Source organism: Paraburkholderia sp., from assembly GCF_050742655.1.
Taxonomy (GTDB): Bacteria; Pseudomonadota; Gammaproteobacteria; order Burkholderiales; family Burkholderiaceae; genus Paraburkholderia.
Window position 1 is genome coordinate 258,406 of the sequence record NZ_JBOIGG010000004.1, and the last position, 13,988, is coordinate 272,393.

Sequence of the window (13,988 nt, forward strand, 5' to 3'; positions counted from 1 at the left end):
CCGCGCCCTTGCGCAAACACCGCCGGCTCGAGGACGCGCCCTGGCCGGACGGCCAACCCGTCGCCTGCGCTGCGAATATTCAGCGGTGCAGTTGTACAATGACGCCCATGTCAGATCCCCGCTTCGTTCATCTCCGCGTTCACTCCGAATTCTCGATTGCCGACGGCATCGTGCGCCTCGACGACGTCGTCGAGGCCGTGGCCAAAGACGGTCAGGGCGCGCTCGCGCTCACCGATCTCGGCAACGCATTCGGCCTCGTCCGTTTCTACACCGAAGCCCGCGGCAAAGGGGTCAAACCCATCGCGGGCTGCGACGTGTGGATCACCAATCCGGCTGATCGCGACAAGCCGTCGCGCCTGCTGCTGCTCGTGAAGGACAAGCGCGGCTATCTGAATCTCTGCGAGCTGCTGAGTCGCTCGTGGCTCACGAACCAGTATCGCGGCCGCGCCGAAGTCGAAGCCGAATGGCTCGAAGGTGGGCTCGCCGAAGGGCTGCTCGCGCTGTCGGGCGCACAGCAGGGCGACATCGGTCTCGCGTTCGCGGCCGGCAACGACGAAGCGGCGAAGCGCAACGCGCAGCGCTGGTCGAAGGTGTTTCCGACCGGCTTCTACATCGAGTTGCAGCGCAGCGGCCATCCCGGCAGCGAAGCGTACCTGCAGCAGGCGGTCGCGCTTGCCGCGTCGCTGAAGTTGCCGGTCGTCGCGACGCATCCGCTGCAGTACATGACGCCGGATGATTTCACCGCGCACGAAGCGCGCGTATGCATTTCCGAAGGCGACATGCTCGCGAATCCGCGGCGCCAGAAACGCTTCACGACCGAGCAGTATTTCCGCAGCCAGGACGAGATGGCGGCGCTGTTCGCCGATCTGCCGTCGGCGGTTGCGAACACCGTCGAAATCGCGAAGCGCTGTAACCTCACCCTCGAACTTGGCAAGCCGAAGCTGCCGCTGTTCCCGACGCCGGACGGCATGTCGCTCGACGACTACCTCGTGCAGTTGTCGAAGGACGGTCTCGAGACGCGCCTCGTACAGCTGTTCCCCGACGAAGCTGAACGCGCGCGGCAGCGCGATACGTACTACCAGCGGCTCGATTTCGAGTGCGGCACGATCATCAAGATGGGCTTTCCCGGCTACTTCCTGATCGTCGCGGACTTCATCAACTGGGCGAAGAACAACGGCGTGCCGGTCGGACCGGGCCGCGGCTCGGGCGCGGGTTCGCTCGTGGCATACGCGCTCGGCGTCACCGATCTCGATCCGCTGCGCTACAACCTGCTGTTCGAACGGTTCCTGAATCCGGAGCGGGTGTCGATGCCTGACTTCGACATCGACTTCTGCCAGGCCGGTCGGGATCGCGTGATCCAGTACGTGAAGGAGAAGTACGGCGCGGACGCGGTATCGCAGATCGCGACGTTCGGCACGATGGCCGCAAAGGCCGCGGTGCGCGACGTCGGTCGCGTGCTCGACCTCGGCTACAACTTCACCGACGGCATTGCGAAGCTGATTCCGTTCAAGCCCGGCAAGCACGTGACCATCGCCGACGCGATGAAGGAAGAGCCGCTGCTGCAGGAGCGCTTCGACAACGAAGACGAAGTGCACCAGCTGCTCGAACTCGCGCAGCGCGTCGAAGGCATTACGCGCAACGTCGGCATGCACGCGGGCGGTGTGCTGATCGCGCCCGGCAAGCTGACCGATTTCTGTCCGCTGTACACGCAGGGCGATGAAAGCGGCGTCGTGAGCCAGTACGACAAGGACGACGTCGAAGCGGTCGGGCTCGTGAAGTTCGACTTTCTGGGTCTCACCACGCTGACCATTCTCGACTGGGCCGAGCGCTATATCCGCAGGCTCGATCCGTCGAAAGCCGACTGGTCGCTCGCGCAGGTGCCGCTCGATGACCCGGCGTCGTTCACGATTCTCAAGAAGGCCAACACGGTCGCCGTGTTCCAGCTGGAAAGCCGTGGCATGCAGGGCATGCTGAAGGACGCGCAGCCAGACCGCTTCGAGGACATCATCGCGCTCGTCGCGTTGTACCGTCCGGGCCCGATGGACCTGATCCCGAGCTTCTGCGCACGTAAGCACGGCCGCGAAGTCGTCGAGTACCCGGATCCGCGCGTCGAACCTGTCCTGAAAGAGACCTACGGCATCATGGTCTACCAGGAGCAGGTGATGCAGATGGCGCAGATCATCGGCGGCTATTCGCTCGGCGGCGCCGACCTGTTGCGTCGCGCGATGGGCAAGAAAAAGCCCGAGGAAATGGCGAAGCATCGCGAGCTGTTCCGCGAGGGCGCCGCGAAGAACGGGCTCACGGGCGAGAAGGCCAACGAAATCTTCGACTTGATGGAGAAGTTCGCGGGCTACGGCTTCAACAAGTCGCACGCGGCGGCGTATGCGCTGCTCGCGTACCACACGGCATGGCTGAAGGCGCACCATCCGGCGGAATTCATGGCGGCCAACATGTCGCTCGCCATGGACGATACCGACAAGGTCAAGATCCTGTTCGAGGATTGCAAGAGTCCGACGAACAAAATGGATGTGCTGCCGCCCGACATCAACCAGTCGGCGTATCGCTTCGAGCCAGTCGCGGAACCGGACGGCAAACGTTCGAAGACGATCCGCTACGGCCTCGGCGCGGTGAAGGGCAGCGGCCAGAGCGCGATCGAGGAAATCCTGCGCGCGCGTGAAGACGGCCCGTTCATCGACCTGTTCGATTTCTGCAACCGGATCGACCGGCGCATCGTGAACCGCCGCACGGTCGAGGCGCTGATCCGCGCGGGCGCATTCGACACGCTGCACGGGAACCGCGCGCAGCTGATCGCATCGGTGTCGCTCGCGATGGAAGCCGCCGAGCAGGCAAGCGCGAATGCGCTGCAGGCTGGCCTGTTCGACATGGGCGATGCGCCGTCGCAAGGCCATGAACTGGTCGACGAACCTGCATGGCCCGAGAAGCGCAAGCTGCAGGAAGAGAAGGGTGCGCTCGGCTTCTACCTGTCGGGCCATCTGTTCGACGCCTACAAGGACGAAGTGCGCCGCTTCGTGCGCCAGAAGGTCGGCGACCTGAAGGAAGGGCGCGACAAGCTGGTGGCCGGTGTGATCGCATCGCTGCGCACGCAGATGACCCAGCGCGGCAAGATGCTGATCGCGCTGCTCGACGACGGTACCGGCCAGTGCGAGGTCACGGTGTTCAACGAGCAGTTCGAGGCGAACCGGGCACTCTTCAAGGAAGACGAGCTGCTCGTCGTGCAGGGACAGGCACGTAACGACGCGTTCACCGGCGGCATCCGTTTTACTGTCGATACCGTGATGGATCTCGAGCGCGCACGCAGCCGCTATGCGCAGGCGGTGAAGGTGCAGATGAACGGCAATGCGGACGCGGGCGCATTGCGTCGTGTGCTGGAAGCGTATTGGGCTGGCCCTGACCAGGCGCCGGCCGCGCCTGCGCCCGCAGCGGGCGCGTCGCGCGGCGGTAACGGCAATGGACGCGGAGGCTATGGCGGTTACGGCGGTGGCGATGGCGGCGGCCGGCAGCGCGTGCCGGTACAGATACCGGCGGGCCTCGCGGTGCAGGTCGTTTATCGCAGCGAACACGCGGAAGGCGAGGTGCGCCTCGGCGACGCATGGCGCGTGAAGCCCACCGACGAACTGCTGGCCGCGTTGCGCGGCGAGTTCGCAGGCAGTTCGATCGAGATCGTGTATTGAGTTAACCAGGCGGCCGCGCGGCGGCCGTTAACGGCGCTGCGCGTCGTGCAGATGCCCGAGCTTCAGGAACCGGTAGTAGACGGTCTGCGCGTTGAACAGCGCGATCATGAAGCCGGTGCGGCCGTCGAGAAATCCGCGGCGCAGCAGGTAGGTGCGCACGAACGCCCACGCCGCGCGCGGTACAGCTTTGGCGAGACCGCCGCGCTTGCCGGCCGCGTAGCGCTGTTGAGCGCCCGCCGTCGAATACGCGTCGAGCTTGCGCAGCACGGACTCGAAGTCCTCGTACGAGTGATGCAGCAGCTTGCCCGCGAGACGCGCGGACGGGCCGTCGAACACGAGCCGTTCGTGGACGAGATCGTCGGAGAATCGTGCTGACCCACGGCGGAACAATCGCGGAATCCAGTCCGGATACCAGCCGCTGTGGTGCACCCACTGCCCGCAAAAGCTCGACAGGCGATCCACTGCATAGACGTCCGCGGTAGGGGCTGCGGGTGTGGCAATAGTCGCGCGAATCGACGCAGCCAGTTCCGGTGAAACGATTTCATCGGCGTCGATCGACAGCACCCAGTCCGTACCCAGTGCATCGAGTGCACGGTTCTTCTGCGGACCGAACCCCGGCCAGTCCGTGTGCTCGATCACGACGGCGCCGTGGCGTCGCGCGATGTCGACGGTGGCGTCGGTGCTGCCGCTGTCCACGACGACGATCTGGTCCGCGAACGCGACGGACGCGAGACATTCCGCGAGGCGGGCCGCTGCGTTCCTGGTGATGATCGCGACGCCGAGGGTGGTCTCTTTCATGCGGTTGGCGGAGAAGGGCAGAAAATGGGATGAAGCGGGTCGCTCAGCGGGTTGGCCAGTATACACAGCGCAACACCCGCGGACCGCTTCGGCAGGCCGCCCGTCCGACCGCTTACAATACGGGTTCCGTTTTTGTCGTGCTGCCGTCCACCCGACGGACATTCACCCGTATTCCCAGAGTTTCCAGAGGATTCCTTGAGCGCGAAGCCCACGTTAAGCAAGACCATCGGTGGATCAGGAGATGCATCGTCGCCTGCCGTCGTGCTTCGGCGTCTGTGGCCGTACATGAAGCCGCTGCTGTGGATCATCGTTGCCGGCATACTGTCGATGGGTGTCGTTGCCGCGACCGAGGCCGGTATTCCCGCGCTGCTCAAACCGCTGCTCGACCACGGCTTCGGCACGAAGGGCAGCCCGGCCGCGAAGTGGATCGTGCCTGGCGCCGTGATCGGCCTCGCGCTCGTGCGCGCGGCATCGCAGTACGCGTCCGGCTATCTGCTGCAGTACGTGTCGAACCGCATCCTGCTCGACCTGCGCATCAAGATGTTCGAGCGGATGATCCACACCGGCGTCGGGTTCTTCCAGCGCGAGACGGCGAGCACCGTGATCAACGCGATCGTGTTCGAGGTCAACAACATCCTCAACGTGCTGATCAGCGTGATGGTGACGCTGGTGCGCGATTCGCTGACTGTCCTGTTCCTGCTCGGCTATCTGTTCTATCTGAACTGGCGGCTGACGCTGATCGTCGCGGTGCTGCTGCCGGCCATCGGCTGGATGGTCGGCAAGATCAACCGGCGGCTGCGCCAGCTGAACCGCGAGTATCAACTGCTGACCAACCAGCTGTCGTATATCGTCGAAGAGACCGTGGCCGGCTACAAGGTGGTCAAGGTGCACAACGGCGAGTCGTACGAAATCGGCCGCTTCAATGAAATGAGCCGGCGGCTGCGCGGCTACTCGATGCGAATGACGGTCTCCGGTGGACTCGCACAGCCGCTCACGCAGTTCCTCGCGTCGATCGCGCTGGCGGTCGTGATCGGTATCGCGGTCGTGCAGTCGTCGCACGATCAGACCACCGTCGGCGGTTTCGTCGCGTTCATCACGGCGATGCTGCTGGTCGTCTCGCCGCTCAAACACCTGATGGACGTGAACCAGCCGCTGCAGCGCGGGATGACCGCGGCCGAGCTGATCTTCGGGCTGATCGACGAGCCGCTCGAGCCGAAAGGCGGCGGCCGCGCGCTCGAGCGTGCGTCGGGCCATATCGAGTTCCGCGATGTGTCTTTCGCGTATGGGGAGGGTGGCCGGCAGACGCTCGATAGTGTGTCGTTCAAGATCGCGCCGGGCGAGATGGTCGCGCTCGCGGGGCCGTCGGGCGGCGGCAAGACCACGCTCGTCAACCTGATGCCGCGCTTCTTCGATCCGAGCGGCGGCGAGATTCTCGTCGACGGCGTCGCGTTGCCAGAGTACAAGCTGCACGACCTGCGCAGCCAGATCGCGATGGTGAGCCAGGACGTCGTGCTGTTCAACGACACGATTTCGAACAACGTCGCGTACGGCCAGACCGCGGACCGCGACCGCGTCGAAGCGGCGTTGCGCGCGGCGAACCTGTGGGACACGGTGCAGGCGATGCCCGAAAGCATCGACACGCTTGTCGGCGACAACGGCATGCGGCTGTCGGGCGGCCAGCGGCAGCGTCTCGCGATCGCGCGGGCGGTCTACAAGGACGCGCCGATCCTGATCCTCGACGAGGCCACGTCCGCGCTCGACTCCGAATCGGAGCGCCACGTGCAGGCCGCGCTCGAAACGCTGATGAAAGGGCGCACGACGCTCGTCATCGCACACAGGCTGTCGACGATCGAGCGCGCCGACCGCATTCTCGTCCTCGACGCAGGGCGGATCGTCGAGCGCGGCAGTCATCGCGAACTGCTCGCGCAGGACGGGCTGTACGCGCATCTGCACCGCATCCAGTTCCAGCAGAATGCCGCGTAACGTCCGCCGCGTTGCGGTGGGATCCGTCGGCCCCGCTCGCTCTGCCCGACCATGAAAATAGGCATTTCCAGCAACGCGCTGAAGCATAGCGGCGGCCTCGAACGCTATGCGATGGACCTCGTGCGCGGCTTCGTCGCGGCGGGGCTGCGGCCGGCGTTCTTCGCACGCCGTTTCGATCCGTCGGTGCCCGAGACCGGCATGGTCGACGCGCACCGGATCAACGTGTCGTTCCTGCCCGGCAAGCTGCGCGACGGCTGGTTCGCGCGACGGTTGCGCGCGGCGCGCCGGGCCGCGCAGGTCGACGTGCTGATCGGCTGCAATCGGGTCGACATGTCGGAGATCGCGATCTGCGGCGGCACTCATCGAGGCTTTCTGCACGCGACCGGCCGGCCGCAGAAATGGTCGGACCGCCGTCAGATCGCGCTCGAAAGCCGGCAGTACGATAACGCGCAGGTCGTCGTCGCGCATTCGGATCTGATGCATGACGAACTGCGCACGCTGTACGGCGTCGACGATGCAAAGATCCGCGTGCTGTACCCGCCGGTGGACGGCGCGCGCTTCAAGCCTGTCGCCGCGAACGAGCGGGCCGCGCTGCGGCGCCGCTACGGTTTCGCCGACGACGAGATCGTGCTGCTGTTTCCGTCGAGCAGTCACGAGCGCAAGGGACTGCCGCTGATCGAGGCCGCGCTGCGCGACCTCGCGTTGCCGGTCGTGCTCGCTGTCGCAGGGCGCGCGCCGGGGCGCACGTCGGAGCGGGTCCGCTACATCGGCTACGCAAAGAACATCGAAGACTGCTACCGCGCCGCCGATTTCACGATCCTCGCGTCGCGCTACGAGCCGTTCGGCCTCGTCGGCATCGAATCTGTGATGTGCGGGACGCCGGTGATCTTTCCATCGAGCATCGGGTGCTGCGACGCGATCGCGGCGCACGCGAAATTCGTGTTCACCCCTGATGACGTCGCCGGTCTGCGTGACACGATTGCCCGCGCAGTCGAATGGCGGCGTAGCCAGGGGCAGGGCGGCGACGTGCAGCAGACGGTCGCCCTTGGAGCGGTGTGCTACGACGCAACGGTGCGCGCGCACGTCGACGAACTGCTCGCTCTCGCCACCCGGATCGTCGCGAACCGCTGAGCGCGCCAGGGCGCGCCGAAGGGCGGCCCGCGGGCCTGCGGCATCCCTTACAGACACTTGCCCGGCAGGCCTTTCGCAAGGTGCCGCATGTTATGATTCGCGGTTATCAGTTAGGTGGGCGACGTAGCGAATGTCAACTGTTTTTCGTTTACTTTCGCTATCGGCAGATGGGCTTAACAATCGTGCAGCCGACGGTCGCGCAGCGTTCGCAGCATGGCCATGAAGCGAAGGCCATCAAGCCACCGCCCACACGGACAACCGTGCCGCGCCACTGGCGGACACCAGACGAACACCAGGCCGCCGGCACGTACCGGTTGCCGCATTGCGTAGGGGAGAACCTGTCTTGACCGGATTCCCGGATACAGGAAGATCGCAGGCAGGACCTCCGCGCCGATGACCCTATGAGTCGACTACCAGGGCGTATCCGAATTTTTGCGCGCGCGTTGCCGCGCCTTGCGCTCAAGCCATTGCGCCGCAAGCCGTCGCTGCCGCGGCGCATCTTCATCGCACATCACCTGCTGCTCGGCGATACGCTGCTGCTCACGCCGCTGCTCGCGAAACTGCGCGCGCAGTATCCGCAAGCGCAGATCGTGCTCGCGTGTCCGCGGCAGATCGTGCCGCTGTATGCGGGCCGGCCGTTCGACGTCGACGTGCTGCCGTTCGATCCGCGCAGCCTCGAGTCCGTGCGCGAGATCTTGCTTTCCGGACCTTACGATCTCGGCATCGTCGCGGGCGACAACCGTCATGCGTGGCTCGCGCTGGGCGCCGGATGCCGCTGGATCGTCGGCCATGCGGGCGATCATCCGGCGTGGAAGAGCTTGCCCATCAACGAAACCGTGCCGTATCCGGCATCGCCCGCCGCATGGGCGGACCTTGCTGCCGAACTCGTCGCCGGTCCGCCGCCGACTCCTTACCGTCCTGTCGATTGGCCTGCGCCGCCCTACGTCGAGCAACCCGATACGCCGATCCCGCTGCAACGCTACGTCGTGCTGCATCCGGGCGCAAGCACGGCGGTCAAGCGCTGGCCCGACGCGCGCTGGCGCGCGCTCGCCGAACGCGTGATCGCGCTCGGCTTTCTGCCCGTGTGGAGCGGTGGCCCCGGCGAGGTCGATCTGATCCGCACGCTCGATCCCGCGGGCCAGTATCCGAATTTCGCGGGCCGGCTGGGGCTCGGCGAGCTATGGCATCTGTTCGTCGGCGCGAAGGCCATCGTGTGTCCCGACACAGGCGTCGCGCATCTCGGACGAATCGTCGGCGTGCCGACGATCACGCTGTTCGGTCCCGGCAACGCGCTGATCCATGGTGCCGGCGAGTACTGGCAAGACGTACCGTTCGAACCGGTGACGATCGCGGACATGCCGTGCCGCGATCAGCCGTTTATCTTTCGCCGGCAGGTCGCGTGGGTCCGGCGCTGCGACCGCAACGCGAGCACCTGTGTCGCGTGGCACGGCGATCACGCCGACTGCATGGGCCGCCTGTCGGTCGACGCGGTCTTCGAGGCGCTGCATAACGTTCTGGTGGAAGTGCAATGAGTAGTCACAAGGCCGCGCGCATCGAACGCGTACTGTGGGTTGCGTGTCCGGTCATTCTGTTCATCGTGATGTTCGGACACATGACCGCGCTCGAGTACAACGCGCTCGGGCTGCTCGCGATCGGCACGCTCGCCGCAGCGTGTTCGACCGACCGTCCGCACGTCACGCGCTGGCCGCTGCTGGTGCCGATTCTCGCGTGGGCCGCGTGGAGCAGCGCGTCGATCGCGTGGTCAGCGTACCCTGCGGTCAGCGCGCATGCGTGGCTCGACGAAGTGCTGTACCCGCTGGTGTCGTTCTGGGGCTTCTGGCTGCTCGCCACACGCATCCCGCAAGCGGAGCGCTTCGTGCTGGTCAGCGTCGTTGCGTGCGTGCTGCTCACGCTCGTCAGTGCGACGTTCTGGGGGCAACTGCAGCCGCCCACCGCGGATATTTTCCCGCTGCACTTCTATAACCGCGTCGGCCACACGAGCACGCTCGCGGTGCTCGCGATGCCGCTGTTCACCGGACTGCTGCTGCGTTCGCGCTGGCGCGCGGCCGGCGTCGTGGGCATCGTGCTGTGCCTGTTCATCGGCCTCGCGACGCTCAACCGGTTCTTCTGGCCCGCGGCCGCGGTGACGCTGCTGATCGCGCTGTTTCCGTTCTACCGGCAGCACCTGCTGCTGGCGGGGCTCGTGATCGTCGTCATCGGCGCGGCGACCGTGGGCACGCTCGAATACAGTTCGCGGATGCGGATCGGCTCGGGCGCGCCGCTGCCCGCGCATGCCGACATCACGATCGGCGGCCATCAGCTGTATCTGCCGAAGTCGCTGACGGCCATCGGCGACACCGTGTCCGGCGATACCCGACCGAAGGTGTGGGCGTTCTACGGTCATGCCGGCGAGCCGCATACGTGGACCGGTATCGGCTTCGGCAAACCGCTGCCGGGCCTGACGTACGGAGTCGATGCGCCGCCGAAGCTGTTGCAGATCGAACCGCAGGCGCTCACGCACGCGCACAACCTGTTTCTCAATACGTGGCTGCAGACCGGCGTGATCGGCGTCGTGCTCGAGAGCGCGCTGCTGCTGGCCGTCGGCCTGCGGTTCTGGCGGCTGCGCCGTGCGGACCCGTGGATCGGCGCGGCCGGCATCGCGCTGGTCGTCGGGATGATCGCGAAAAACACCACCGACGACTTCATGTGGCAGACCACGATGCTCGCTTTCTGGTCGTTCTCCGGTCTGCTGCTCGGCGCGGGCGAACGCCGCGCGGGCCTCGTGCCAGCGGCTCGGCGCGTGGGCGGCACGCCGTACTGACGATGCGCTCGGACCAGACGGCACCGATGAGCAAGATGGCCGCACCCGACGAAGCACGCAGCGATGCCGCGCCGTTGCGCATCCTCTTTCACATCAACGATTTCGGCCGCGGCGGCACCGAAACGGCGATGCTCGCGTGGCTCAACGCGCTCGACCGCAAGCAGTTCGTACCGGCGGTGTCGGTCGGCTATCCGACCGACGATCTCGAGTTCTGGCGCGCGCATTCGATTCCCGCGGACGTCGACGTGCACGTGCTCGCGACTGAACGCTGGATGTACGCGCTGCATCAGGTGCAGCGCCGACGCAAGCTGCGCGGCGCGACCGGCGTACTGCACAAGGTGCTGACTTACGCGGCCATCCGTCCGCTGATGGCGCTGCGTCTGCGGCGGCTCGTGCAGCAGCAGGATGTCGTCTGCGATTTCGATTTTTCGCTGCGGCACGTCGCTGGCAGTGGCGGCGCCGCATGGTTCGGCGTCAGCCACTTCAGTCTCGCGACGCGGCTGAGCGGCAAGAGCGCAGCGCACATCGCACGGCGCGTGCGCCAGTACGCGCGCTACGCGGCGGTCGCCGTGCTCACCGCCGACATGCTGAAGGAGGCGCGGCAGCTGTTCGCCGGACAGCGCACGCACGTCGTCGAACTGCCGAACGTGATCGACGTCGACGCGATCCGCCGCCGCGCACAGGAACCCATCGAACGGCCGGCCGCATCGTTCATCGTGTCGGTTGCGCGGCTCGACGAAGGGCAGAAGGATCACGCGACGCTGCTACGTGCGTACGCGAAGGCGCGCGCGAGCGGCAGCGTGTCGGCGATGCTCGTGCTGATCGGCGAGGGCAGGGATCGCGCCGCGCTCGAACAGCTTGCGCAGACGCTCGGCATCGCGCCGTTCACGCGCTTCCTTGGCTTCTGCGCGAATCCTTTTCCGTATATCGCGCAGGCCGACATGCTTGTGCTGAGCAGCCGCTACGAAGGTTTCGGGATGGTGCTCGCGGAAGCGATGGCGCTCGGCACGGCGGTGATTTCCGCCGACTGCCCAACCGGGCCGCGCGATCTGCTCGAACACGGCGAAGCGGGGCTGCTGGTCGCTCCGGGCGACGTGGACGCGATGGCCAACGCGATCGAACGGTTGACGACCGATGCCGCGCTGCGCGCCGCGCTCACGCAGCGCGCGCTGACGAAGGTCGAGATGTTTGCGCCGGCGAGTGCGAACCGGCGGTTGCTGGAGTTGGTGCGTGGGATTGTTGTGCGGCGTGGACGTTAGCCCATCTGCGCTTGCTTCATCGCACCGGGGTGCTTCTGCAGCATCCCATTAGACAGCGAAGAAAACCGCCGGGCTGACGCCGAATCGGTGGGCGAGGGCTGCGATCTGACGCGTGTTCAGTTCGCGCTTTCCATTGATAATTTCCGAGACGACTCCCTGGCTGCCGACCTCAGGCAAATCAGACTGCCTGACATCGTTCGCCAGCATCAGATGCTTCAACACGTCTGCTGGCGATGCTTCCGGTAGTCGGTGGTGAACGTCATCGTAGTCGCCGATGAATTCGCCCAGCGCATCGGCGAGCGGTGCCAGCTTATGCCCTTCGTCTGCAGCGCCTGCGTCAAGCAGGGCATTCAGCGCGCGTACCGCGAAATCGTACTCGTGCCTGGTGTTGATCGGGTGCAACGGAACCTTCTGGGAGATGGCCTCGAAGTGCGTGGCCAGCTCGTCAATGTCGTTCCGCGAGAATTTCAAGGCTTCCATTTGTCGTACTCCGTGTGTGTGAGCACATAACGCACATATAGCTTCTGCACGTTGAAGTGCACAGCGGCAATCAGTCGATACTTGTTGCCGCCGATGTCGAACACATAGAACGATCCAACTTTGTCTGTCGCGTTGAAGGCTCGCTTCAACCCGGCAAAATTTCCGAACGTTCCTGCCTCAATCGTCTTTCTCCAGATCTGCAGCGGCACGAGAGCGTCTGGGTGTTTGCCGGAAAAATCGACTAGTGCCTTGTTGGAGATGACGCGCATGGGAAGGATAATATCTCAGTCTGAGATTGGTTGCAAATGTTGGTCGACCAGCCGTTCCCGGGAGGCTTTTCTTATTTTCGGGGATACATCGAAGCCGAAGACATGCTCGGGCGTGGGGCTGAAATGAATGCTCCAGTTTACCGATGCGCGCGCGGCACGGCGGCCGTTCGTCTATCGCGGTGCGGCAAGCAGGTCGTCAAGGACTTGCCGCAGGCTTCGAAGTCGATGTAACCGTCGTCCAGAAAGGAACAGAGGCGCTACATCAACACAATGTTGAACTGCCACGATTCGCGCGTGCGCTTGCGGGTCATCTCGACGATCCGGCGTCCGCGACGCGAACAGATCGAACGCCTGAAAATCGACCGACCGACCGCTGCCCTGTGTGCCCTTGAAGTGCCGAAATTTGAAGGTGGAGTGAGATCAGGCCGGTACGGCGCATAACTCTGCACTCCGGTCTTCCCAGCGATCCTGTGCCGTTTTGACGAATGCGGACTTGCGAGTCGTTTGCGCCTGCCCGTAGGTTTCTTCGTTAGTCAGGTGCGCGCGGTCGATCTCGTAGACGAAGACGAAATCGCGGTCGCCGGTCTCGCGACGCAGCGTTTCCCAGTCGTCGAACAATGTGTGTGCGGTGTACAGCGAGCCCGCCTGGTCGACGCCTGCGCAGACGAAGTACGTCTTTGGCTTGCCGGCTGCGGCGGGCCCGGTCAGGCGTGCAAGGATCGCATAGTCGAGCAGATCGGGCCGCCATTGCAGCAGCATCGGCGAAGTCGCACCAGGCGCCGTTGTTTGCGTGGCAACTGCGTTGTCTGCGAAGCGCGGCAGCAGCGGGTCCTTCATCAACGTGTTGCAGATCCAGCGCGTCAGCACATTCGACGCAGGGCTTCCGAACGACACCAGGCATTCGATGCCCGTCAGCGCGGGTTTCAGCGGGTCGAACCGCTTCAGATGAACGACGTCGATATCCAGTTGCATATCCAGAGCGACGTCGATTGCACGGGCTTTCTTCGACAACGAAGAGAATGCTTTGACGTCGGTCGCGCCGAGCACCGAACCGAAGGCGTGGCGAAACGATTCCCAGCCAGGTGTGGGCGTGTGCTGGAGGGCGAAGTTGGATTGTTTGACCGTGGCGTCGCCGCCCGGTTGAGTGGCGGGCAGCACGAAGGTGACTGAGGGCGTCGTGCCGAAGCCGAAGAATTGCCGCTTCGACGAACGCTGTTCACGTTCCTCGGCGAACAGCAGATACACGATGATGCCGGCGACGATCGCGGCCAATGTGCCTTGCACAAGCGAGGTGACGGTACCCGTGGCGAACGACGGCGCCCAGCCGGGCAGCGTTTGTCCGGACTTCAGGTCTAACTGCTCCGGCTTCCACGGCCATACGGCCGGGATCAGTTTCTGGCAGAAAAACAGGATGGCGAAGAACTGCGGAATTTTCCACGCGTCGCCCACTGTCTTCGCCTTCGTTACCCATCGCCCGATGTTTGCCGCCATACGATCCCCGATCCCGTTGATTTTTCTGGCGTGTATGGTACCGGAGACAAAACCGGCCGGGCGT

General features: G+C 64.9%; 10 protein-coding genes. 6 read left to right on the forward strand and 4 right to left on the reverse strand.

The window, feature by feature from the left end:
• Positions 1 to 98 precede the first annotated feature (98 nt).
• On the forward strand, positions 99 to 3,692 hold the full coding sequence (gene dnaE / locus ACREXZ_RS08395; RefSeq protein ID WP_431763588.1) for a DNA polymerase III subunit alpha: 3,594 nt from the start codon (positions 99 to 101) through the stop codon (positions 3,690 to 3,692).
• A gap of 27 nt (positions 3,693 to 3,719) precedes the next feature.
• Here dnaE and ACREXZ_RS08400 read toward each other — a convergent pair whose 3' ends face one another.
• A complete protein-coding gene (locus tag ACREXZ_RS08400; RefSeq protein ID WP_431763589.1) occupies positions 3,720 to 4,490 on the reverse strand; it encodes a glycosyltransferase family 2 protein in 771 nt (256 codons plus the stop codon).
• 195 nt (positions 4,491 to 4,685) lie between these two features.
• On the opposite strand from ACREXZ_RS08400, the gene msbA reads away from it, so the two are divergent.
• From msbA to ACREXZ_RS08425, 5 genes are all read left to right on the forward strand, one after another.
• Complete coding sequence (gene msbA, locus ACREXZ_RS08405) at positions 4,686 to 6,473, forward strand: lipid A export permease/ATP-binding protein MsbA (protein WP_431763590.1); 1,788 nt, start codon at positions 4,686 to 4,688, stop codon at positions 6,471 to 6,473.
• Between the two features lie 51 nt (positions 6,474 to 6,524).
• Entirely contained in the window at positions 6,525 to 7,604 is a 1,080-nt protein-coding gene (locus ACREXZ_RS08410) for a glycosyltransferase family 4 protein (RefSeq protein ID WP_431763591.1), read from the forward strand.
• Positions 7,605 to 8,005: 401 nt separating this feature from the next.
• Complete coding sequence (locus ACREXZ_RS08415; RefSeq protein WP_431763592.1) at positions 8,006 to 9,136, forward strand: glycosyltransferase family 9 protein; 1,131 nt, start codon at positions 8,006 to 8,008, stop codon at positions 9,134 to 9,136.
• Complete coding sequence (locus ACREXZ_RS08420) at positions 9,133 to 10,425, forward strand: O-antigen ligase family protein (protein WP_431763593.1); 1,293 nt, start codon at positions 9,133 to 9,135, stop codon at positions 10,423 to 10,425. The genes ACREXZ_RS08415 and ACREXZ_RS08420 overlap by 4 nt, the downstream gene beginning before the upstream one ends.
• Positions 10,426 to 10,451: 26 nt before the next feature.
• Positions 10,452 to 11,684 (forward strand): glycosyltransferase, encoded by a 1,233-nt coding sequence (locus ACREXZ_RS08425; RefSeq protein WP_431763594.1) that lies wholly within the window; start codon positions 10,452 to 10,454, stop codon positions 11,682 to 11,684.
• A gap of 48 nt (positions 11,685 to 11,732) precedes the next feature.
• Here ACREXZ_RS08425 and ACREXZ_RS08430 read toward each other — a convergent pair whose 3' ends face one another.
• The 3 genes from ACREXZ_RS08430 to ACREXZ_RS08440 form a co-directional block, all read right to left on the reverse strand.
• Positions 11,733 to 12,164, reverse strand: a complete 432-nt coding sequence (locus tag ACREXZ_RS08430) for a helix-turn-helix domain-containing protein (RefSeq protein ID WP_431763595.1) — start codon at positions 12,162 to 12,164, stop codon at positions 11,733 to 11,735.
• Complete coding sequence (locus ACREXZ_RS08435; protein ID WP_431763596.1) at positions 12,152 to 12,433, reverse strand: type II toxin-antitoxin system HigB family toxin; 282 nt, start codon at positions 12,431 to 12,433, stop codon at positions 12,152 to 12,154. The genes ACREXZ_RS08430 and ACREXZ_RS08435 overlap by 13 nt, the downstream gene beginning before the upstream one ends.
• Before the next feature lie 420 nt (positions 12,434 to 12,853).
• Positions 12,854 to 13,924: a hypothetical protein gene (locus ACREXZ_RS08440; protein ID WP_431763597.1), complete on the reverse strand. Its 1,071-nt coding sequence runs from the start codon at positions 13,922 to 13,924 to the stop codon at positions 12,854 to 12,856.
• Positions 13,925 to 13,988 lie beyond the last annotated feature (64 nt).